21 protein-coding genes are annotated in these 19,671 nt (G+C 58.4%); 6 read left to right on the top strand and 15 right to left on the bottom strand.

Annotated features, from left to right (window positions below; genetic code table 11):
• Window position 1 precedes the first annotated feature (1 nt).
• Complete coding sequence (locus tag DJFAAGMI_RS06000) at window positions 2–2,308, bottom strand: hybrid sensor histidine kinase/response regulator (protein WP_249333846.1); 2,307 nt, start codon at window positions 2,306–2,308, stop codon at window positions 2–4.
• 246 nt (window positions 2,309–2,554) lie between these two features.
• On the opposite strand from DJFAAGMI_RS06000, the gene DJFAAGMI_RS05995 reads away from it, so the two are divergent.
• Window positions 2,555–4,609: a catalase gene (locus DJFAAGMI_RS05995; protein WP_249333844.1), complete on the top strand. Its 2,055-nt coding sequence runs from the start codon at window positions 2,555–2,557 to the stop codon at window positions 4,607–4,609.
• Between the two features lie 36 nt (window positions 4,610–4,645).
• Here DJFAAGMI_RS05995 and DJFAAGMI_RS05990 read toward each other — a convergent pair whose 3' ends face one another.
• The 4 genes from DJFAAGMI_RS05990 to DJFAAGMI_RS05975 are packed head-to-tail and all read right to left on the bottom strand — an operon-like array spanning window position 4,646 to window position 6,836.
• Window positions 4,646–5,107 (bottom strand): DUF421 domain-containing protein, encoded by a 462-nt coding sequence (locus DJFAAGMI_RS05990; RefSeq protein ID WP_211456325.1) that lies wholly within the window; start codon window positions 5,105–5,107, stop codon window positions 4,646–4,648.
• Window positions 5,107–5,700: a cysteine hydrolase family protein gene (locus DJFAAGMI_RS05985; protein WP_211456324.1), complete on the bottom strand. Its 594-nt coding sequence runs from the start codon at window positions 5,698–5,700 to the stop codon at window positions 5,107–5,109. Before DJFAAGMI_RS05985 ends, DJFAAGMI_RS05990 begins: the two co-directional genes overlap by 1 nt.
• A 9-nt stretch (window positions 5,701–5,709) precedes the next feature.
• Window positions 5,710–6,318 (bottom strand): hypothetical protein, encoded by a 609-nt coding sequence (locus DJFAAGMI_RS05980; protein WP_211456323.1) that lies wholly within the window; start codon window positions 6,316–6,318, stop codon window positions 5,710–5,712.
• Window positions 6,319–6,344: 26 nt separating this feature from the next.
• A complete protein-coding gene (locus DJFAAGMI_RS05975; RefSeq protein ID WP_211456322.1) occupies window positions 6,345–6,836 on the bottom strand; it encodes a CBS domain-containing protein in 492 nt (163 codons plus the stop codon).
• A 194-nt stretch (window positions 6,837–7,030) separates the two neighbouring features.
• On the opposite strand from DJFAAGMI_RS05975, the gene DJFAAGMI_RS05970 reads away from it, so the two are divergent.
• Window positions 7,031–8,029: a DNA topoisomerase IB gene (locus tag DJFAAGMI_RS05970; RefSeq protein ID WP_211456321.1), complete on the top strand. Its 999-nt coding sequence runs from the start codon at window positions 7,031–7,033 to the stop codon at window positions 8,027–8,029.
• A gap of 151 nt (window positions 8,030–8,180) precedes the next feature.
• Here the strand turns inward: DJFAAGMI_RS05970 and DJFAAGMI_RS05965 are convergent, their stop codons facing one another.
• The 8 genes from DJFAAGMI_RS05965 to DJFAAGMI_RS05930 all read right to left on the bottom strand — a co-directional run bounded on the left by DJFAAGMI_RS05965 (window position 8,181) and on the right by DJFAAGMI_RS05930 (window position 14,894).
• Window positions 8,181–8,525, bottom strand: coding sequence for a hypothetical protein (locus DJFAAGMI_RS05965; RefSeq protein WP_211456320.1), 345 nt, complete (start codon window positions 8,523–8,525; stop codon window positions 8,181–8,183).
• 319 nt (window positions 8,526–8,844) lie between these two features.
• Window positions 8,845–9,786, bottom strand: a complete 942-nt coding sequence (gene rfaE1 / locus DJFAAGMI_RS05960; protein WP_211456319.1) for a D-glycero-beta-D-manno-heptose-7-phosphate kinase — start codon at window positions 9,784–9,786, stop codon at window positions 8,845–8,847.
• A gap of 298 nt (window positions 9,787–10,084) precedes the next feature.
• Complete coding sequence (locus DJFAAGMI_RS05955) at window positions 10,085–10,333, bottom strand: hypothetical protein (protein ID WP_211456318.1); 249 nt, start codon at window positions 10,331–10,333, stop codon at window positions 10,085–10,087.
• Between the two features lie 101 nt (window positions 10,334–10,434).
• Window positions 10,435–11,409 carry a glycosyltransferase family 4 protein gene (locus DJFAAGMI_RS05950; RefSeq protein WP_249333842.1) on the bottom strand — a complete coding sequence of 325 codons (975 nt, stop codon included), beginning with the start codon at window positions 11,407–11,409 and terminating at the stop codon, window positions 10,435–10,437.
• Window positions 11,406–12,455: a glycosyltransferase family 9 protein gene (locus DJFAAGMI_RS05945; protein WP_211456317.1), complete on the bottom strand. Its 1,050-nt coding sequence runs from the start codon at window positions 12,453–12,455 to the stop codon at window positions 11,406–11,408. Before DJFAAGMI_RS05945 ends, DJFAAGMI_RS05950 begins: the two co-directional genes overlap by 4 nt.
• 8 nt (window positions 12,456–12,463) lie before the next feature.
• The gene (locus DJFAAGMI_RS05940) at window positions 12,464–13,090 is read right to left on the bottom strand and encodes a D-glycero-alpha-D-manno-heptose-1,7-bisphosphate 7-phosphatase (RefSeq protein WP_211456316.1); all 627 of its coding nucleotides are present in this window, start codon (window positions 13,088–13,090) and stop codon (window positions 12,464–12,466) included.
• Window positions 13,087–14,379: a glycosyltransferase gene (locus DJFAAGMI_RS05935; RefSeq protein WP_211456315.1), complete on the bottom strand. Its 1,293-nt coding sequence runs from the start codon at window positions 14,377–14,379 to the stop codon at window positions 13,087–13,089. The genes DJFAAGMI_RS05940 and DJFAAGMI_RS05935 overlap by 4 nt, the downstream gene beginning before the upstream one ends.
• Before the next feature lie 41 nt (window positions 14,380–14,420).
• Entirely contained in the window at window positions 14,421–14,894 is a 474-nt protein-coding gene (locus DJFAAGMI_RS05930; RefSeq protein WP_211456314.1) for a hypothetical protein, read from the bottom strand.
• 64 nt (window positions 14,895–14,958) lie between these two features.
• Between DJFAAGMI_RS05930 and DJFAAGMI_RS05925 the strand changes: the two genes are divergently transcribed.
• From DJFAAGMI_RS05925 to DJFAAGMI_RS05915, 3 genes are all read left to right on the top strand, one after another.
• The gene (locus DJFAAGMI_RS05925; protein WP_211456313.1) at window positions 14,959–15,729 is read left to right on the top strand and encodes a L,D-transpeptidase; all 771 of its coding nucleotides are present in this window, start codon (window positions 14,959–14,961) and stop codon (window positions 15,727–15,729) included.
• 95 nt (window positions 15,730–15,824) lie between these two features.
• Window positions 15,825–16,100 carry a GlsB/YeaQ/YmgE family stress response membrane protein gene (locus tag DJFAAGMI_RS05920; RefSeq protein ID WP_211456312.1) on the top strand — a complete coding sequence of 92 codons (276 nt, stop codon included), beginning with the start codon at window positions 15,825–15,827 and terminating at the stop codon, window positions 16,098–16,100.
• Window positions 16,101–16,110: 10 nt separating this feature from the next.
• On the top strand, window positions 16,111–16,473 hold the full coding sequence (locus DJFAAGMI_RS05915) for a hypothetical protein (RefSeq protein ID WP_211456311.1): 363 nt from the start codon (window positions 16,111–16,113) through the stop codon (window positions 16,471–16,473).
• A 141-nt stretch (window positions 16,474–16,614) separates the two neighbouring features.
• On the opposite strand, the gene DJFAAGMI_RS05910 is transcribed toward DJFAAGMI_RS05915, so the two are convergent.
• Window positions 16,615–17,067: a PA2169 family four-helix-bundle protein gene (locus tag DJFAAGMI_RS05910; RefSeq protein WP_211456310.1), complete on the bottom strand. Its 453-nt coding sequence runs from the start codon at window positions 17,065–17,067 to the stop codon at window positions 16,615–16,617.
• Window positions 17,068–17,383: 316 nt separating this feature from the next.
• Between DJFAAGMI_RS05910 and rpoN the strand changes: the two genes are divergently transcribed.
• Window positions 17,384–18,799, top strand: a complete 1,416-nt coding sequence (rpoN, locus tag DJFAAGMI_RS05905) for an RNA polymerase factor sigma-54 (RefSeq protein WP_211456309.1) — start codon at window positions 17,384–17,386, stop codon at window positions 18,797–18,799.
• A 56-nt stretch (window positions 18,800–18,855) separates the two neighbouring features.
• On the opposite strand, the gene DJFAAGMI_RS05900 is transcribed toward rpoN, so the two are convergent.
• Complete coding sequence (locus tag DJFAAGMI_RS05900; protein WP_211456308.1) at window positions 18,856–19,608, bottom strand: hypothetical protein; 753 nt, start codon at window positions 19,606–19,608, stop codon at window positions 18,856–18,858.
• Between the last annotated feature and the right edge of the window lie 63 nt (window positions 19,609–19,671).

The raw sequence follows: 19,671 nt of genomic DNA, 5'->3' as shown, positions 1-19,671 counted from the left end.
ACTATCGTGTCCGAGGAACGTCCTTAGGCCCACTGGCCAACAAATTCTGCAGTTCGGGCATTCGTACCGGCTTCACCATATGAGCGTCAAAGCCTGCCTGCTCGGATTCCCGGCGATCCTTGTCCTGCCCCCAGCCCGTAACGGCAATGATCAAAGTGCGCCTGCCCCACTCCTGCTCTCGGATGCGCCGGCAAACCTCGTGACCATTCATACCCGGCATGCCGATGTCCATCAGGATGACATCGGGCCTGAGCACAGGCCCCACCTCCAGAGCACCTGGCCCGTCGCACGCCACATGTGTTTCGTGGCCCTCCTGGCTCAGCAACATCGCGAGTGAGTGCGCCGCGTCCTGGCTGTCATCCACGATGAGAATGCGGCATGGCCTCCCAGGCGCTTGCTTGGACGGCAGCTGCCGGGCCGAGGCACATTCCTTGAGCGGCAATCTGACCACGAACTCGCTGCCTTTGCCCAAGCCATCGCTGAAGGCCTGAACCTGGCCGCCATGCATTTCCACAAGCCGCTTGACCAGCATCAATCCAATACCCAGACCGCCCTGGGAGCGTTCCCGCGTCCGGTCGACCTGGGTGAATACCTCGAAGATCGTCTCCAGCTGATCCGCTGGTATGCCCGTACCGTTATCCAGGACGAGAACCTCCAGACAGTCCTCTTTAACTTCGGCGTGCAGACGAATCGCACCGCCTGGGGGCGTGTATTTCGCCGCGTTGGTGAGCAGATTGCCAAATACCTGCGTCAGGCGCGCTGCATCGCCATTCAGCATCAAGGGGGACTTTGGTAGCAACACCTGCAGCCGGTGCCTGCGCTCGTCCAGGATATGCCTGCAGACCTCAAGCGCATGGTTCACCACTGACTCGAGAAGCACCGGCTCGAAACGCAACTCCAGCTTGCCCCGGTTGATGCGATTCACATCCAGCAAATCATCGACCAGTCGCACCAGCTGCAAAAGCTGACGCTCCATCACTTCACGAGCGCCCATCATCAGCCCCGCATCTCCATTCGCGCGCTTTTGAACTTCAAGCATATTGCGCAATGGAGCCAGCGGATTGCGCAGCTCATGCGCCAGCATGGCCAGAAACTCATCCTTACGCTGCCGTTCGGTCGCCAGTTCGGCCTCCGTCTGATGGCGCTCTATCAACTCCGCCGCCTGCCGTGCCAGCAGATCGATATAGCGCAGAGCTTCTGGCGTGGGCCCGCCGACCTGTCGATAGTGATTGTTGAGCATGCCCAGCAAGCGGCCGTCGCGGCTGACAAGCGGCGTGCACTGAATGGAGCGGATGCCGTCCTCCCGAATGATTTCTAGGCCAGGCGTTCCTTCAAGCCCGTCGAGCTGGTCCACGTCTTCAACCACCAGCCTCTGCACGCGTGCCGCTGCCTCTCCGCAACTGGCATCCCACCCGTCATACCGAAAATGCTCCACCATCCTAGCGCCCAATCCTTGATGCACCACGATGCGCAATGCGTTCCTGACGGGATCGAAAATCTGGATGTTGCCCTTGTCCGTGCCCGAAATATCGGCCGCGGCGGCGAGAATCTTATGGAGCAGAGGCTCCAGTTCCCCTTTGCCGACTAGCTCGGAACTCAGTTGCTGAAGTCTGGCCAGCGCATCGATTTCCAGATAGAGATCTTCCGAGGCGCGAATTCGCGTGACCGCCAGAGATACTGCAAGTGCCGCGAATTCAGCCACTCGGCACTCCCAGGTCCCTGGCTCCACGGCGGGCAGGGCGAGCAGAACTATCCCCACCCCTTTTCCGTCCCCATCCAGCGCGGGGTGAAAACAGCAGACGTCAATGTCATGCGCATCGCATATTGCATTCCACGCGGCATTCGTTTGTCCCGTGTTTTCACTTCTGTGGCAAACAACATAATGTTTTTTCTGAAGTGCTTGCGCACCGCACCAGCCGCCTTCGTCGTCGACAGACAAGCCCTTGAGAGATTCGATGAACAAAGGAGGAAACTGACGGGAATGGCCTTCTTTGATCAGCCCGTGCTGAACGTCAGTAAACATCACACAGGCACGTGCACCCTCAATAAGTCGCCCTACCGCCTCCGTGACCGCTTCAAGACTCGCCTTGATGGGCGCGCCGGAAGCAATCGCCAGCAGAGCTTGCCGCCTCTCCTTCTCAAGCGCCAGAGCTTGCTCGACAGAAGGTGATTCTTGGTGCCCAGACTCCATGCCACTCACTCCTTCACTGAAGCGAGACAAGACCCTCTGGCCGACACCCCGCATAGAAAATGAACCGATGACATCGCCATGCAGCGCTTGAGACCAGATCAGCTCGCAGGAACGCATATTCGCATAGTTCGATCTGCAAATGACAAGCTTAGCCCTGCCGCGAAGGCTGAATGTCGGCAACGCCAGACCGCGGCGGGAATGGAAATTGCCCTGATTTCCCCTACCCGGGCCAGGGCGCATTCTCGGGGCACGTGCCCGGAGTGACATCCCTTCCCTCATCTACCGCGGTCACCGGATGCGATGGAAGCAGCGCTAATCACTGACCATTGCCCCGACCTCCCGCATCGATCAAAGGAGCCATTCATGCAGCAACATCCCATCGGAAATGCAGGAGAACTGCAGCAGCAAGCAGATTCAAGCCACCCGGTGTTGACCACCCAGCAAGGCATTCCTATTGCAGACAACCAGAATTCATTGACTCAGGGCAATCGAGGCCCAAGTCTGCTGGAAGACTTCATTCTCAGAGAGAAGATCACTCACTTTGACCATGAGCGCATTCCCGAGCGCGTGGTCCATGCCAGAGGCTCCGCTGCGCACGGTCACTTCACACTCACGGAGAGCCTGCAGCAATACACCACGGCCAAAGTGCTCACGGAAGTGGGCAAGCAGGTGCCGGTGTTCGCGCGCTTTTCCACCGTGGCCGGCGGAGCAGGGTCGGTGGACACACCGCGCGATGTACGCGGCTTCGCCGTGAAGTTCTACACCGAGGAAGGCAACTGGGATCTGGTGGGCAACAACATCCCCGTCTTCTTCATCCAGGATGCCATGAAGTTTCCAGATCTGGTCCACGCGGTGAAGATGGAGCCCGACCGCGCGTTTCCTCAGGCCGCCACAGCACACGACACCTTCTGGGATTTCATCTCCCTGATGCCGGAGTCCATGCACATGGTGATGTGGATCATGAGCGACCGGACGCTGCCCCGCAGTCTGCGCATGATGGAGGGCTTCGGCATCCACAGCTTTCGCCTGCTTAGCGCCAGCGGCAAGAGCACATTCGTCAAGTTCCACTGGCGCCCCCAACTGGGCATGCAGTCCACCGTCTGGGATGAGGCACTCAAACTGCAGTCCGCAGACAACGACTACCATCGACGCGACCTCTTCGACTCCATACAGTGCGGAGCCTTCCCTTGCTGGGATCTTTGCGTGCAACTCTTCGACGAGGAACAGGCAGCCATGCTGCCCTTCGACCATCTGGACCCCACCAAGATCATTCCCGAGGAACTCATCCCCCTCAAGCGCATCGGCGAGCTGGTGCTCGATCGCTGGCCGGACAACTTCTTTGCCGAGACCGAGCAAGTCGCTTTTTGTCCGGCCAATGTTCCGCCAGGCATCGATTTCTCTAACGACCCGCTTCTGCAGGGCCGCTTGTTCTCCTACCTCGACACTCAGTTGCTGCGCCTGGGCGGACCCAATTTCGCCCAGCTTCCCATCAACGCCCCTCAATGCCCTTTTGCGAACCACCAGCGCGACGGCCATATGCAGCAGGCCGTGCCTTCAGGCAGGGTCAGCTACGAACCCTCCAGCCTGCAGACGGACAGTCCTCGTGCCAGTCAGGCTTCCGGCTTCACGCATTTCGCCCAAGCCACTCCTGAAGGTTCCAAGGCACGCCTGAGGCCGGAGAGCTTCGCAGACCACTACAGCCAGGCCCGAATGTTCTATCAGAGCCAAAGCCGCGTCGAGCAGTCGCATATGGCCAGCGCAATGGTGTTCGAACTGTCAAAGGTTCAGACCGCTCATGTGCGCGAGGCCATGGTCAGCCATCTGCTGGTCATCGACGAAGACTTGGGTCGACGCGTGGCCAAAGGTCTGGGCATGCAGCAGTTGCCGCGTGCGGCGGAACCGGCGATGCCTGTGCAAGATCTCGACCCCAGCCCTGCGACCTGCATCATCGACCGCATGAAACCCACCCTGCAGGGACGCTGCATCGCCATGCTCGTGGACGAAGGCTCCGGTGCATCCACTGTCACCATGTTCAAACAGGCTCTGCAAGCGCAACAGGCCAGGGTCATGATCATTGCACCACGGGTATCTGGGGTCACGCTGGACGACGGCAGCATTCTGGCTGTGGATGCGCAGCTGGCAGGCGCTCCTTCGGCACAGTTCGATGCGATAGTCTCTCTTCTCGCGCCCTCAAGCGCCGAAAGACTGGCAACGCAAAGCTGCGCCCAGGACTGGTTTCGCGACGCCTTTGCCCATCTGAAGGCAATTGCTGCCTGCCCGGCAAGCAACGCCATCCTCGACGCTTCAGGCATCAGGCCCGATAGCGGATTCTTCGCCACAGACGACCCCGCCCCTTTCATCGAGGGAGCCAAGACGCGCTTCTGGAGCCGGGAGCCAGCATTGCGCGATCTGGCCTAGGCGCCTGGCCGGCTGCTGCCTTCTTGGGCAGCAGCCTCAGTCCTGCGTAATAACGCTTAGGCTGCCGTCTGCCTCCAGAAACAGGCACTCCATGTCGCATAACGCGCAGCCATGTTCACGCAAGGCCTTTTCGATATCATTTTTCGAGACACGGTGCTTCTTGCGCTTGGCATCGAAAACCCGACCCTTGCGACCGAGCAGGATGGCTTCCCCTTCTAACAATCGTTCCGCCGGGCGCACATAGGCCGTCAAAAAGCCCACCAGGGTGTTCAACACAATCAGCACCGCGCATACCACTAGACCGGCGGACAGGGACTGGTCAGAGCCGGTCATGGAAGGTCCCGCGGCCTCACTCAGCAGCATGACGACCAACAGATCGAAGGGCGTGAACTGCCCCACGGTTCTACGCCCTGACAGGCGCATCATCAGCAGCAAGGCGCCATAGACGATCAAGGTGCGCCACAGCAGCTCCCAGGCATCTGACTCGAGGCTCCACATTACCGCTTCTCCTCACCGGCTTGACGCTGCGTCGGGCGCACAGAGCACTTGAAGGTATCCTGAAGCTGGCACAACACCTCCAACTTGCGCCGAGGCGACTCTGCGGCCGTGCAATCCTCCGGCACGCGAACCGAATAGCCCGACATGCGTGCATCGGTGGCGGTGAGCATCACGCACATATCGGTGGCGAATCCGACAATCGTCAACCGCCTGGCTTCCATGCGCCGTAGCAAATGCAACAGCGGCGTCGAATGAAAAGCAGAATGCTGAGGCTTGAGAATGACGAGATCTGAGGCGGTAGGAGCCAGCAGGTGGGCTATTTCGCCGCGCGCGCCGGGCAAGGCCTGGCAGGCGGCCAGGATGTCACTGAATTCACTATGCCAGGTACCGTAATTGTCGTTGGCATAGATGGCCGCCACCTTGCGCAGCGCCAGGCGGGATTTGAAACGGGCAATGTGGCGCGCGGCCTCAAGCGCATGCGGCAGCAGAGCTCGAGCATTGGGAAAATGCAGCGGATTGATCACGTCGACCAACAACAGCACATGGGCGCTGTGAGGAACCTCGGTCGGTTTTAGCGAATGAGCCCGCTGCATTCGTCAATCTCAGAGCATCTGCTTACGCTGCTGCTCGGCTCGCGAGGCGCCAATGGCAGACGCCACCTGCTTTACCTCCTCGGGCGGAGGCAAGACGGCCGGCATGCCAAGCTGCTCAATCCATAGCTCCCGGCACCAGCCTTTGGTATGAAACAGGTGATGCTGCTCGTCGTTGGCCACGCTGCTGTAGGCATCGTCAAGAATCTTGCGCGTCTCCCCAGTGGCGGCTTCAGCCAATTTACCCAGCAATTCCCAATTGGCCTGATCCTTGGTTTCCGCATGCACCACGCATTCGCAGGCCACCAGTTGGGCTACGTTGGCATCTGTGGTTTTCGACGCCTGCGCCATGGCCTTCACCAGCGAGTCGCCGATGAGCTTCACAATCTGGCGCGAAGCACAGTTCTCATCGCAGTCGATGCCCAGGGCCTCGCAAGTGCTGCGCACCACGTTCTGATGGCTCAAGGTCTCCTGCAGATATCCCTCCCATTCATGGCGCAAGTCGTCATTCTTTACGCAGGCCAGCGCTGTGCGATACACCTGCTCGCCGCCCAGCTCGGTTTCCATCATCTGCAGCAACAGCTCCTTGAGCTGCTGTGCATCGTAAGGGCGTTTGTTCATTGAACTCTCCCCGTTGACCAATAAGTTCAGGCCTCGGTTTGGGCATCTGCGCCGCCGCCGGCTTGGCCGGCTGCCGCCGACAAATTGGATCTATCGGGCTCGGAAGGAGTTGAAATTCCCTGCAGCGCGCGGGCAGCTTGTGCCGAGTCGGCTTTGACGGATAGATCGCCAAGGGCCAGCATGCCAACGAGGCGCTTGTCGCGGTCGACAACGGGCAAACGCCTGATCTGTGACTGCTGCATTAGATAAGTGGCTTCCTCCACGGTTTGGTCTTCGTAACACCATTTCACATCCCCCGACATGACCTGACTCACCGTGGTGCTCTGCGCGGGCAGCCCCTGGGCAACGGCACGGATCGCGATATCGCGATCCGTAACCATGCCCACCAGGCGTTGACCATCGCATACCGGCACAGAGCCGATGGCCAGGGCTTCCATGGCCTGGGCTGCCGCTTGAAGCGAATCCGAGGGCGACAGGCTGCGCACCCCTGTGGTCATCATTTCACTGATTGATTTCATCACTTGGTCCCTTTGCTGAAGTGCACGGTCTCGCTGACCGCTGTCCTGTATGGCTGGCAATGTGCATGCCCGCTTCCTCAATGAGCGCGCACGTTGATTGCCCTCTGCAAGATCTCATGGCACTTGGCAGAGCTGGAAAACCGTCCCAGCCGAGGCCACCAGCACACTCCTATCAAACTACCTGGGGACTGCATATGCAAAATATGCCCGCGCAACTAGTTCATGTGGACGACACCACTCCGGGCTGGAGCCGCGTGCGACGAGGAAAGTCTTTTTCCTATGCAGATGAACAAGGCAAGACCATCCGCGATTCCGCGCAACTCGATCGCATCCGAAAGCTGGCCATCCCGCCTGCCTATACCGAGGTCTGGATCTGCCCCTCCCCTGAAGGCCACATCCAGGCCACGGCGCGCGATGACAAGGGACGCAAACAGTATCGATACCACCCCCTTTGGCAGGAACATCAGGAGCACCGGAAATTCCGCAGGATGCTGGATTTCGGCAAACGCCTGCCTATCCTGCGCCAAAAGGTGGAGCGCGACCTCTCGCGGCGGCAATGCAGTCTTGTCACTGTCACCGCTGCCGTAGTGCGACTGCTAGATCGCACGGCACTGCGCATTGGCAATGAGGAATATGTCTCCCGCAATGGCTCATACGGCCTGAGTACACTCAAGGGCCGGCACGTACGGTTTCATGGCGACCGGCTTACGTTCCAGTTCCGCGGCAAGAGTGGCGTGATGCAAAAAGTCACATTGGTCGACCGAAAAGTCAGTCGCGTCGTGCGCCAATGCCAAAGCCTTCCCGGCAAGCGCCTCTTTCAATTCATGGATGAATGCGGCCAAGTGCAGTCCTTGCGCTCGGTACAAGTCAACGCCTATATCCGCTCCGCCTGCGGGGCAAGTTTCACCGCCAAAGACTTCCGGACCTGGCAAGCCAATGTCTGGGCTTTGGATCTGATCCGCAGCCAGATCTTGCAAGCTCCTGCCGACAGGGTCCAGATCGTTCGCGAGGTGGCGGGACGTCTCGGAAATACATACAGCGTGTGCCGCAAGTTTTACATCTACCCGGCGGTGCTCGACGCTCTGCCCACCGCCATAGCCACACCCACTTCCTCTTCAGCACCACTGAAGGGCCTTCAGCGCGTGGAAAATGACTTGATTAACTTCCTGAAATCACATGCAACCAAAAAATAAAACGACGCTTTATTAATTTCAGACTCCGCAGATCACACATGCAGATTCCATGGGAATCTTCTTCAGCGGTGAAACCAGGGGCCCCTCCCTCTCTTACCTGCCATGCATGGCGCCTCCTGATTTTGACCAATTTATTGCTTTCGACTCAGGCTTATCCGCGATCCCGTCGCGGTGTACGCATAGAGCCATCGGTAGAATTTCGGTTATCACGGTTGGTGTCACCAGTGGTGGAGTTGGGCGCGGTTCCAGTACTCTCAGGCATTGTTTGAGTACCGCTCTGATAATCAGAGCCGCCATCAGAGGTACTTGATCGGTTGGCCGGAGCGCTCTGCGAGGAGCGGGTATTGCTATTACCTCTGGTGGTATCAGTTGCCTGCCCTTGAGTGGCCGTCCCCGTTGAAGGAGTGGTCGGTGTATTTTGCGCATTAGCCACCTGAAATGTGCCAAAAGCAAAAATGGCCGCTGCAGAAACGATAATTTTCGAATAGATCTTCATTGCGTTCTCCAAAATGTTTACGTTACGTCCCCGGTTTCAGCTTCGCTAAAATCCTGATCGACGGCGCAATGCGCAGAAAACATGGAGCAATCGGCATGCCTGGAAAACAGACGCAACAAGAATGAATCATTGCTTTTGGCCTTGAAACGGGCCACTGCAGCAATTATTACAAAATGGGCTGCTGTTCCCAGTTTTTTCAAACTCTGAAACAATATCTTCGAGGAATCTTGCCGCTCATTGTCGGACTGCTATTCACGAGCAACCAGCTTGAACTTTCCCGGTCGATGCTTGCGGCTTTGCTGCCAAACCACACGCCACCTCAAGGCGATGCCGCGTCGGCCTTGTCTTGAACCCGCAGGATTTCGGCCAGGGACACCGTGGCAGTGCCGAATTTGGCAACAGCCACCCCTGCAGCCAGGTTTGCATGCCGGATCGCCTGAACAAGAGGCGCACCGCCGGCCAACGCCGCTGCCAAAGCGGCCAGAACAGTATCTCCGGCACCGCTGACATCGAACACCTCTTTGGCTGCAGTTGGAATATGTTGGGGCGCGCCGTTTGCGCTGAACAATGACATGCCTCGTTCTCCGCGGGTAACAAGCAAATGTTCCACGCCGAATTGGGCTCTCGCGGCGTGCATCAGATGCGTGAACTCTGCTTCACTGGACCATGCGCCGGTCATGGCACGCGCCTCCTTCTCATTGGGCTTGAGCAGCCAGGCGCCACGGTAGCGTTCAAAGTCGCTGCCCTTGGGATCGACCAGCACGCGTGAACCACATTGCCTGGCGCTTTGGATGAAGCCTTCACATCGGGAAAGCGATCCTTTGTGATAGTCACTAAGCAAGATCCACGGATGACGGGGAATCAGCGCATCTGCGGTCTGTATGAGCGACTCAAGGGCCTGCGTCGGCACTTCGCGCTCGATATCGATCCTCAGCATCTGGTGTTGCCCACAGACAGCGCGAATCTTCTGGGTCGTGACGGCATGAGGCGAGCGAACTGCTTTCAGCTTTACTCCGTAAGTTGCCATCAACTGCAGCAACAGGTCGCCCGCTTCGTCTTCGCCTACCAAGGTAGCCAAGGTCGCTTGACTCCCCATCGCGCAAATGTTTGCAGCCACATTGGCAGCCCCTCCGGGACGCTGCCATTCCTTTGCGAACTTCAGCACAGGAACCGGGGCCTCTGGAGAAATTCGCTCCACGAGACCATCCCAGTAGCGATCCAGCATGCTGTCGCCGATCACGAGAATTGCACGCCCGGTCATGGCTGCAGGGGCTTTTGGGGCTTGGCGGCAAAGCCGGCCGAGCGGTTGCATCGGCACAAAACATTGCCGCCCCATACCAGGCACGCACGCGCCGCCACCGTATGCCTGAAATTAGTTTCCTCATGCAAAGAGTCGCCAGATATGAATGTCACGATGCATGCCCAGTAGTGGATGTCACATATCACTGGGCAATCAACGCTCCCACAAATTCAGATAGACCCGATTGCCGTGGAGCGGCTAGTGCGCCGCCCCGGGTTCGTCAAGACCTGGCAAGCTCCCTGGACATCGTATTGCACGACTACTCGGTGATGCCTCCACCGACAGCAGGCTCCTCGGTGCGCCCTCCTTCACCTTCCCAACGCTGCACATTGGGTGCTTTGGTGGAAGTGCGCTCCTCCGAACGTCTTTTATGAACTGCTGCGCAACAAGCACAGCTTTTAGCCAGCAGAAAACCCAGGGTGAAAAGGGCTGCGCCAGTGCGCAATCGTCCTTGTGGCAGCAATCTGTCCAGCAGGCCTAGCATTGCTCCGGTCGAAATTTGATCCATGCAGTTACCTCCTTGTTCGGGAACTCATGTCAGGCAAGCCGCGTGCCATGGTCCCCAATGAGCAATGAATCCAAAGCTATTGCTGCTCGGGGGTCATGTGCTCAGCCCGCCACCCAATGAAAGACTTGCATCCAGTCATCAATGAACCGGTCGATGGAGAAGCGCTCCCGAGCGGTCCGCCGGCCAGCCTCTCCCCACTCCAAAGCCAGACTCCTGTTGCTCAACAACTCCTCCATGGCCTCGACCAGATGCTCTGGACGGGTATCGATAAAGCCGTTGTGGCCGCTTTGAATCACTGTCACCAGCTCTGTAGTTGCCAGACCGACAACTGGCAGCCCCAGCAGCATCGCCTCGATAACGGCCAGACCCAGGCTGGTATGGCGAATCGGATTGAAAAAAAAGCGGTGCCTCGTCATGAGTTGCGGCAATTCCTGCTGCAAAACCTCGCCCGCACCACCCACATCAGAGCTTCCTATCCCCACCAATCGCAGTGGCAGCCTAGCTGACATTTGGGTATAAATATCCAATCCCAGACGCCGTCCCCGCTTGCCGATGTTGTTCACCACTACCAAGCCCTGCTGCAGCTCGCCCGTCCACGGTGGCTGATTGAGCAAACGTACCCCGTGCTCGACGACCCGAGACGGGACCTGGCCGTTGTCCCACATCAATGCGTTGTAGGCGGTGACATGGACCAGCAAGGCATTCACATCGTCACACCAATGCCGCGTGTCAGTGGGGCTATGTTGAGGAGGATCGTGCTCCAGCACGATGCAGGGCAGGCTGCGCTGCGCTGAGGTAAGCAGCCTGAAGCGGTCGTCGTCCCACGCCTGCCTGGACTGGTAGAGCACCAGATCGAAATCAGCCCGCTTGATCTCGTCGGCAGCTATCTCGTGAACATTCTCTCCCCAGGGGAGCGTCCCGCTTCGACCTGTGCGGTGCATGGAACGCTGCTCGTCCACCACCAGCCAGAAATCGTGAGGAACCTGGGTCAGATTGAACAGGTAATTGCCATGCACATGCCAAGTCAGGATCTTTAGACGACGCGGCATGCGGACCAGAGAATTGACGCCATTCATCCTGCACTCCTGTCTACTAGGTCCAAAGCGACCCGAGCCACCTCTTCGGCAACCAGATCCGTTGCACAGTGATGGCCGATCGGGCAAATGCGATGGGCGCAAGGCCTACAGTGCGTTTCTCTCCACAAGACCCGGTGCCGAAAAGCATCAAGTGGAGCCCAGCGTTCGACCTCGCTGCCGCATGCGGCTATTACGCTGGGAGTGCCCAAGGCGGCAGCCATATGCGACAGACCGGTGTCGTTGCAGATCAGCAGGCGTGCCGATGCAAGCAAGGCACCCAAAGTCCAGATATTCGTGGCACCACATGCATTGAACGCGCTGTGCTTCATCGAGTTTGCCACCGAAGCCACTACTGGCTGCTCCCCGGCAGTTCCCGTCAACACTATCTCGTATCCCGCCTCTGCCAGACTATCTCCGACGGCTGCAAAGCTCTGGGCATGCCAGCGGCGTGAGGGCAATTGGGAGCCGGCATGCACTACCACGTAGCGCCGAGAGCTCGGTATCAGCGTCTGGGCTTGAACGTAGTCGTGGGACTCGAGAGGCAGATCCAGCGCAGTACCTTGTGGTGCAAAGCCAAGATGGCTGGTCAAGCCAAGCAGCCGCGTGATCTCGTTGCCCTTGCGTGGCCATTCCATCCAAAGGGCCTTATCCTCGGGTCGAACATGGCCCTCCTGCTCGAAGAATCCTGCTCGGTGTCTGGCCCCCAGCTCGGACAGCAAGGCATTGGTCAGCCTGCCAGATCCATGCATTTGAATGAGCAGATCCAGGCTCCTGGCCCGAACCCGCCCGACAAAAGCTTGCATCTCCCCTGCCGGGGGTTGAGGTATCTCGGGCAGTCCCGGCCATCCGGGAAAGGGTTCGAAATCATCCACCGAGGCCAGCCTGCCGGCCAGCTCCGAGGCCCAGGGCAATCCGATCAAGGTGATATGGGCCTCGGGGCAAGCTGCGCGCAGCGCCCGCAAGGCAGGGGTCGCGCACAGCATGTCGCCCAGCATCAAAGCGCGAAAAACGCCAATTCTTCGAAGGTGCTTTGTTCGCAAGCTCATCGCCGTCCCTACTCGGTGGCGCCTGACAGTGCCGCCAGGGTCTTTTGCACCGACACCTGGGGACTGCCCTGCTCCTCTTGGTCGAGAATGAAGCGGACGACTTCCGTCCATTGGAAGGCATGCATGGTCGGATGCCGCAAAGGAGACTGACGCCATAGCGTCTCTCCGCCCGAGTCGTATAAAACCGTGGCACAACCTGCCCTGATGCCCGCCTCCACGTCATCGAGCGTGTCCCCGATCATCCAGGAATTCTGCAGATCAATGCCATAGAGCGTTGCAGCCTCCATCAGCAAACCAGGACGAGGCTTACGACACAGGCAAGTGGGCCGTCCGTTGGAATCCGGTGCATGAGGGCAATACTGGAAGCCTTGAAGATGGACCCCCGCCTCACGCGCCAGCCGGCAAGCCAGCGCATCTCGTAGCTCTATGAGTTCGCGGCGCTTGAAATAGCCTTTGGCAATGCCGCTTTGATTGGTGACGATGACAATCAGGAAACCCGCTGCGCCAAGTCGGCTGATCGCTTGGACAGCTCCCGGCTGGAACTTCACCAACTCCGGATTCACGTTATAGGGAACGTTCTCGATCAGAGTGCCGTCCTTGTCCAGGAATATCGCTGGCTGCAAAGTCTTCTTCATGACGCCCTCCTTTGCATGGGAGGCGTTGGCAAAAGCGGTCTTGATCTGACATCGTATTGATTGCAGACGTCCGCAAACAGCGAAACAAATTCAGCAACCACTCGCTCCCAGGTGAATCTCTGATGCACACGCAGGATCCCTGCTCTGCCCATTGCCTGGGCCAGATCTGGGTGCTGATGAAGTTGCAGCAATTTTTGCGCCAATGCCTGAGGCTTTTTCGGCTCTACAAGATATCCCGTCACCCCGTTGCGGACCGTATGCGATATTCCCCCGACATTGCTTCCCACCACCGGAATTCCACAGGCCATGGCTTCTAGCGGCGTGATCCCGAACGGCTCATACCACGGGGTGGTCACAAACACATCGGCTGCCACATACCAATCTCGCAGCTCGTCACGGTGGCGCTGCCCCGCGAAATAGACCCGATCCGCGACGCCGGCACCCTGGGCCAGCTGCATCAACCTCGCGAATTCGGGTGTCCTGTGCGGGTCTGGCACTCGGGATTCCCCGCCCACCACCACCAATCTGGCGGCCACCGAGGCCGGGAACAAGGCAAGAGCCTGAATGACATTGTCTATACCCTTTCGGGGCACGATGCGGCCGAGCTGAAGCACGATGAATTCGTCGGCGCTCAGACCGAGTCGCTCGCGAGCGGCGGCCCGGGAGCTAGGATAGAAGGACTTGGTGTCGACGCCACAGGGAATGGTTTCGATCCGTTCGGGCGAAGCCCCATACAAACGGATCAAATCATCGCGATCCTGAGGGCACTCTGCAATCACTCTGTCCGAATGCTTGGCCAGCGATCTCTCTATCGACTCTCGAACCGGCGGAAAGGCGTCGGCTGCGCCCTGATGCTCCCGCCTAACCAGGCCCAGAGCATGGAAGGTGGTAAGCAGTGGGGCTTGAATGATGGGCCTCAGCACCATTCCGACCCATCCGGACATGAAGAAATTCGCATGCATCAGGTCATAGCGCCCGCGCCTCACGAGCTGACGATGCGCCTGATGGGCAAAGGCAGGCATCAAGTCCAGCAATTGTTCCTTGGGAACATAGGCGGGCGGACCGGCATCGATATGCATGACACGCACCCCTTGTGCCAATTCCACCATGTCGGGCAATCGGGTGTCATCCCGTCGCGTCAGAACATCTACCTCGTGGCCCAGGGCAGCGAGTCCACGCGCCACAGAATCCACATAGATGTTCTGCCCACCGGCATCCACACCGCCGGCTGCTGCAAGTGGCGAGGCATGCTCGCTGATCATGGCGATTCGGAATGTTTGCTCATTCATTGTCTGACTCCGGGTTGGTTGGCTGTCTTCGCCAATCGGCATCAGGCAATCGACATGCCCGTCGATCGCTCCAAAGCGATACTCCGAAGACCTCCTGCGACCCAGAGAGAAAATGCTTCATCCCACGCGGGGAGTGCGCCACTTGCGGCAACCACGATACCGTCAAGCCAGACGCCTCCCCAAAGCGTCGAATCACACCGTCCTAGCCGATGGGGAAAAATTTGGATCAGACGGCGACTGTCCATCTCGTGGCACCAGCTCAGTCGAGCCTTTTGTCTAGCGAAGGCGGCGTAATCGACATCCCAGTCGAGCGTGTTGCCGATGGACTGCTCGTGGAGCACGCCCTCCTCGAATGAGCAAGTCGCAGGGCTCGCCCCCGGATCCATCACCACAAGATGCAGCACTTGCTTGGCGCTTACCCCGGGGTGCGCCAAAGTGTGCTCGATAGAGCGTTGAACGATAGAAACTGCGACTCGAGCAGCCCCCACATCTACAAAACGGCTTTTGCTGGTCATGCACCCAGGCAGCAATCCGTGTTCCCGGAACTGCCCGGGGATGTGGGCATCTGGATTGCCATGCATGGGCATGGCCCGAGACCGATCCGTGCCTGAAAAGCCATTGACGATGCCCATCCACTCTCTGCAATGTGTCCTGCTGCTCACGCTGGCTGCACCCCTGATTGCAACCGCTGAAAGGGACAAGGAGCTTGCTTTGACAGTTCAGGCAGCAGGCCTGAATCAATGGATAGGGTTGACCGGAGACAACCGGCAACGCCCTTACCTTATCGTCGACAAGCACTCAGCACATATGTGGATATATGACAAGCAAGGCAAGTTACTCGCGAGCTCCGCTGTCTTGCTGGGCAGTGCCGTCGGAGACACCTCCGTGGAGGACATAGGAACTCGCCCTTTTTCTAGGATCAAGCCTCATGAAAAAACGACACCAGCCGGGCGCTTCTTTCTAGAGGCCGGCATGAACACGGATGGCGAGAGTGTCTTCTGGATTGACTACAGTGCCGCGGTCTCCATTCACCGGGTACGTCCCGGCCAACCAGGCGACAAGCGGCTGCAACGACTGATGTCGGAAACTATTTCAGACAATCGAATCACGTTCGGCTGCATCAATGTGCCGATATCCATCTACAACCGTAATATTGACGAGCTCTTCAAAATCTCGGGAGGATATGCGTATATCTTGCCCGAAGTCATGGAAATAAATCGAGCATTTCCATTCCTGCATTCCTTGGTCTTGCGGCCACCCGAGCAGGAAGCGCGGACCCGAATTCCCAGTCCGGTCAATCTGTTGATGCTGGAGACTCCCGTATATCTATTCACGCGCAGTAATTTGTAACTACCCAGAGGATGCAAGTGAGCAAATTCTCTAGCCCCCTTGCCTGGCATGTCGATTGCCACGGCTTCTTCAACCTTTGACTGAAGGGTTTTTCCATGGACTTCCTCATTTGGGTTTTGGTTGGCGGCCTCATCGGATGGATTGCAGCCTTTGCCATGAATACCCGTGGAGATCAGGATCTGATTGTCAACATAGGAATAGGCGTACTGGGGGCCTTGGTGGGAGGTTGGCTGGTAACGCCCTTATTTGGCACACCCTTCCCCATTGACGATCATGAATACAAGCCTATGTCGATTTTTATTTCTCTGACGGGAGCCCTTATTTTTCTGACGATATTCAATCTCGTCTTCCGTAACTTTCCACCTAGATAAGGAGTGAAAAATGAATTCCGACAACACATCAAATACCTCGTCGAGCGCCGAGACCGGGAGCGCGGGCAACAAGGACAGCCAGGCCCCCCAACAGGAAGCTGGGCGCTCTGAGACCCTGGACAAGATGGAACAGGGAGCTCATCGAACTGTCAACCAGGTTGCGGACGCCGTTGCCGCCGGGATGAAGAACGCGCAGCAAGCCTTCACCAAGGTCGGTGAGAACGTCCAGCAAAAATCTCGGCAGTGGAAGGATGATGGCAACGAATGGACTGAAAGCCTGCGTGAAACCGTCAAACAGACTCCTCTGACATCAATCGCCACTGCTTTTCTCATCGGAGCATTGGTGACCCATGTCTGCCGTCGCCATCCCTAAGCTATCGAGAGCTGGGAGGCATGCCTTGTCTCTGACCCCACTCGCTATACGCACAGCCACCCGCTGACAACGGTCGGCGGCTGGCTGTTGCCAGACATGCTCGCGCTGGCGGCGCGAGCCGGCAGGAGCAAGCAACCCGATTCAGCTGGCTGCCCTGGCCTGGTTCCTCAGATCACGAATCTGTGCGTGATTTCGCTTGGCTCCCTCAAACTGCTTTTGCACGACTGTGCGAACATCTGCGGGCAAATCCTCAGCGAGTGCTTGCTGGTATCGAGCCAGAGCCGCATCCTCGCCGCGCTCCGCTTCTTCCAGCATATTCAGGTCGCTGTAACCTGCCAGTGTTCCTTTGACTGCCACCCAGCCCCGGTGTGCCGCCCCCGCCAGGGTGCCACCTTCGGCTGAATCACCGCCCAGCTGTACCACGAGGTACTTGAGCTCCTGGGCTGCGATGCGACATTCTTCGGCGCGTGCCAAAAACACCTGCTTCAAACTCGCCGTCTTGGCATGCTCTGCAGTGCTTCTGAAGCCGTACTCACCATCCCTGCAGTTTTCGACAAGATCGTTCAAGGTATCAATGACTTGCTTGGATTTCATAATGACGCGTCCTCAAGGTTGATGTGATTGGCCCTTATGGGCCCTGGCGGGGTGGCAATTGCCATGCCAGCAGCCATCGTTCAACTCGGTGACTCAGGTCGTAAGAATTTCGCCACCCAGCAAGGAATGCCGAAAATCTTGCAAGAATCGAGCAAGAAATTTTGATGGCTTGAAGTTCCTCTGAACCTTCGGAAAATTCGAACCTCCCTCCTGTCCGCGCCCGCTGCACGCCGTCCCGGCAGGGCCGCGCCGCTTCGGCATGCTCCTTGCGTTACTCCAGGCTCAGTCACACCAGCCAACGTAAGGGAGAGCCGACATGAACTCGATGCATCTAAGCGCAGATATACGCCAGGGCCAGACACTTTCTCCTCGCCTCCAGCATGCCGTTCAGTTGCTGCAGATGTCCTCGCTGGATTTCGCGGCCATGGTCCGCAGCAAGATGGACGAAAACCCGTTTCTGGAAGAGGAGGAAGAAGGCGCCACAGTGGAGTCTGCAGATGCAGACGGCAGCTTTGATGCCCGCGACAGCGATGCCAGAATCGAGCCGCCCGGCGTCGATGACCGAGATCTTTGGCTGGCCGATGGATATGCAGGCAAGAGCTACACCGAAGGCGAGGCCATCTCTGCATTGGACCTGACGGCCTGCCCCACCACCCTGGCCATGCACTTGCGTATCCAGCTCAATGTTCTTCCTCTTTCCCAAAGAGATTCGGATCTGGCGCAATCCATCATTGAATCTCTTGACGACGATGGTTACCTGCGCACGAGCTGCAGCGAACTCATGGAAAGCCTGCCCCTCTCTCCCGCCCCCACGCCTCAAGAGCTCAACATTGCTTTGCGCCTCGTGCAATCATTCGATCCCGCAGGAGTAGGAGCGCGCAGCGTGGGCGAATGCCTGAAGCTCCAGTGCCCCAACATCGACAATGCCCAGATACGCGAGATCGCCGAAAGTATCATCGTCAATCATCTGGACGCTCTTGCCGCGCGGGATGTATCCCGTCTCGGCAAGCTGCTGCAACAACCGGCGGCGGTCATCGAAACAGCCATAGAGGCCATACGCAGGCTCAACCCGCGGCCCGGCTGGCAAGTAGGCTGCTCCCGCGTGGACTACATCGTGCCCGACGTGATAGTGCGGCGCGGGCAGGACCAATGGGAAGTCCGGCTAAACCCGGCCGTCATCCCCCGCGTGCGCATCAACAAGGTCTATGAAGAGCTTTTCCGAAGAAATCTGCGCAAAGGCCATTCACGGCTGGTGGAAGACCTTCATGACGCACGCTGGACCTTGCGCAATGTCGCACAGAGATTTTCAACCATCCTCGATGTTGCAGAAGCCATCGTCAGAAAGCAGAGCCTGTTTCTGGAATTCGGCGCCATGGCCATGAAGCCCCTGCTCCTGCGCGAAATAGCCAGCGAGATCGGCGTGCACGAATCCACGGTTTCGCGCGTCACAAACAACAAGTACATGGCGACTCCCCTGGGTGTTTTCGAGCTCAAGCATTTCTTCTCGCGTTCCGTGGTCAGTGCTAGCGGGGCAGCATGCTCACCCACGGCCATCCGGGAGCTGATCAGCGACATCATTGCCGGCGAATCTCCTCAACAACCTCTCTCGGACGGAAAAATCACCAGTCAGCTGGCCTCTCAGGGGCTCAGGGTTGCGCGGCGCACGGTCACCAAGTATCGGCAACTGCTACAGATCGAGCCGGTCGAGAAGCGGCGTCGTCACGCTCAATAAGGAAAATTGCCGCCAGGCTCCGAAGATCTGGCGGCAATGGTGCGACTCAGGCTGGATTAGCTGTTGTCTTTGCCGCCCGAGCCCGAAGTCCCAGTCTGACCGCCCGAGGTTGAGTTGGAGCCTTTGCCACCGCTGGTGCGCTGATTGCGCCACTGCGAGAACTCGTCGGAGAACTTCTTGTAGCGATCGTCACGCCAGGAATGGTAGTCCTCGTCGAGCGCCCTCATCTGCTCATCGCGCCATTGGCTGTAGTCAGAATCGAAGCGGCCCTCGTTCCTCGCAGCGCGCCCGTGATAGGGAGGCACGCCCGAACCGCCCCAACCCTGATTGTCCTGGCTGCCCCACCCTGGGCGATTGCCACCGGATTGACCGCCCTCGAACCAGTCCGAGCCATACTGGCCCTGGCCGCTCCGGTAGTTTTGCTCATACGGCTGGCCTTGGCCGCCTCGATAGGGACCGCCATAACGTTCCTGGTCGGTGTAGCCCTGGCCATAACCTGAGCCCCCCTGACCATAATCTTGCTCGTGCCGGCCGCGGCCCGACTCATAGCCCCTGTCGTAGCCGCCGTGCTGCCCGCCGTAATAGCCTATCTGGTCGTCGGGATAACCTCGGCGAGACTGCTGAGAGCCTTCCGGATGCCCTCGATACATGCCGCCGCCCTGATTGCCGCCGCGGAAGTCCCCTTCACCACCGTAGTCACCATAGTTGCCACCTCCACGGTAGCCTTCTCGCCCCTGGAAGCCTTCACCCATGCCTTGTTGTGCCTGGCGGCCAGAGCCGCGACGGCTCCGATCTTCATGCTGTGCCATTGCTGGATCCTTTCCTGAGAGTTTCGGTATCGGCTTCACAAATGAAGCCTACAAATACAAGGC

This window comes from Comamonas brasiliensis, assembly GCF_018292285.1.
Lineage (GTDB): Bacteria > Pseudomonadota > Gammaproteobacteria > Burkholderiales > Burkholderiaceae_C > Comamonas > Comamonas brasiliensis.
Note: the sequence above shows the minus strand (reverse complement) of the source record. Positions and strands in the feature narration are given on the sequence as shown.

What these genes read in the sequence shown, in the direction of transcription:
- DJFAAGMI_RS05930 (WP_211456314.1), bottom strand. Translation starts at nt 14,894, where the DNA reads ATGACCAGCAAAAGCCGTTTTGTAGATGTGGGGGCTGCTCGAGTCGCA.
- DJFAAGMI_RS05900 (WP_211456308.1), bottom strand. Translation starts at nt 19,608, where the DNA reads ATGGCACAGCATGAAGATCGGAGCCGTCGCGGCTCTGGCCGCCAGGCA.
- DJFAAGMI_RS05950 (WP_249333842.1), bottom strand. Translation starts at nt 11,409, where the DNA reads ATGAATGGCGTCAATTCTCTGGTCCGCATGCCGCGTCGTCTAAAGATC.
- DJFAAGMI_RS05970 (WP_211456321.1), top strand. Translation starts at nt 7,031, where the DNA reads ATGCAAAATATGCCCGCGCAACTAGTTCATGTGGACGACACCACTCCG.
- DJFAAGMI_RS05945 (WP_211456317.1), bottom strand. Translation starts at nt 12,455, where the DNA reads ATGAGCTTGCGAACAAAGCACCTTCGAAGAATTGGCGTTTTTCGCGCT.
- DJFAAGMI_RS05915 (WP_211456311.1), top strand. Translation starts at nt 16,111, where the DNA reads ATGAATTCCGACAACACATCAAATACCTCGTCGAGCGCCGAGACCGGG.
- DJFAAGMI_RS05925 (WP_211456313.1), top strand. Translation starts at nt 14,959, where the DNA reads ATGGGCATGGCCCGAGACCGATCCGTGCCTGAAAAGCCATTGACGATG.
- DJFAAGMI_RS05990 (WP_211456325.1), bottom strand. Translation starts at nt 5,107, where the DNA reads ATGTGGAGCCTCGAGTCAGATGCCTGGGAGCTGCTGTGGCGCACCTTG.
- DJFAAGMI_RS05920 (WP_211456312.1), top strand. Translation starts at nt 15,825, where the DNA reads ATGGACTTCCTCATTTGGGTTTTGGTTGGCGGCCTCATCGGATGGATT.
- DJFAAGMI_RS05940 (WP_211456316.1), bottom strand. Translation starts at nt 13,090, where the DNA reads ATGAAGAAGACTTTGCAGCCAGCGATATTCCTGGACAAGGACGGCACT.
- DJFAAGMI_RS05995 (WP_249333844.1), top strand. Translation starts at nt 2,555, where the DNA reads ATGCAGCAACATCCCATCGGAAATGCAGGAGAACTGCAGCAGCAAGCA.
- DJFAAGMI_RS05935 (WP_211456315.1), bottom strand. Translation starts at nt 14,379, where the DNA reads ATGAATGAGCAAACATTCCGAATCGCCATGATCAGCGAGCATGCCTCG.
- DJFAAGMI_RS05980 (WP_211456323.1), bottom strand. Translation starts at nt 6,318, where the DNA reads ATGAACAAACGCCCTTACGATGCACAGCAGCTCAAGGAGCTGTTGCTG.
- DJFAAGMI_RS05975 (WP_211456322.1), bottom strand. Translation starts at nt 6,836, where the DNA reads ATGAAATCAATCAGTGAAATGATGACCACAGGGGTGCGCAGCCTGTCG.
- rfaE1 (WP_211456319.1), bottom strand. Translation starts at nt 9,786, where the DNA reads ATGACCGGGCGTGCAATTCTCGTGATCGGCGACAGCATGCTGGATCGC.
- DJFAAGMI_RS05910 (WP_211456310.1), bottom strand. Translation starts at nt 17,067, where the DNA reads ATGAAATCCAAGCAAGTCATTGATACCTTGAACGATCTTGTCGAAAAC.
- DJFAAGMI_RS05985 (WP_211456324.1), bottom strand. Translation starts at nt 5,700, where the DNA reads ATGCAGCGGGCTCATTCGCTAAAACCGACCGAGGTTCCTCACAGCGCC.
- DJFAAGMI_RS05955 (WP_211456318.1), bottom strand. Translation starts at nt 10,333, where the DNA reads ATGGATCAAATTTCGACCGGAGCAATGCTAGGCCTGCTGGACAGATTG.
- DJFAAGMI_RS06000 (WP_249333846.1), bottom strand. Translation starts at nt 2,308, where the DNA reads ATGCGTTCCTGCGAGCTGATCTGGTCTCAAGCGCTGCATGGCGATGTC.
- rpoN (WP_211456309.1), top strand. Translation starts at nt 17,384, where the DNA reads ATGAACTCGATGCATCTAAGCGCAGATATACGCCAGGGCCAGACACTT.
- DJFAAGMI_RS05965 (WP_211456320.1), bottom strand. Translation starts at nt 8,525, where the DNA reads ATGAAGATCTATTCGAAAATTATCGTTTCTGCAGCGGCCATTTTTGCT.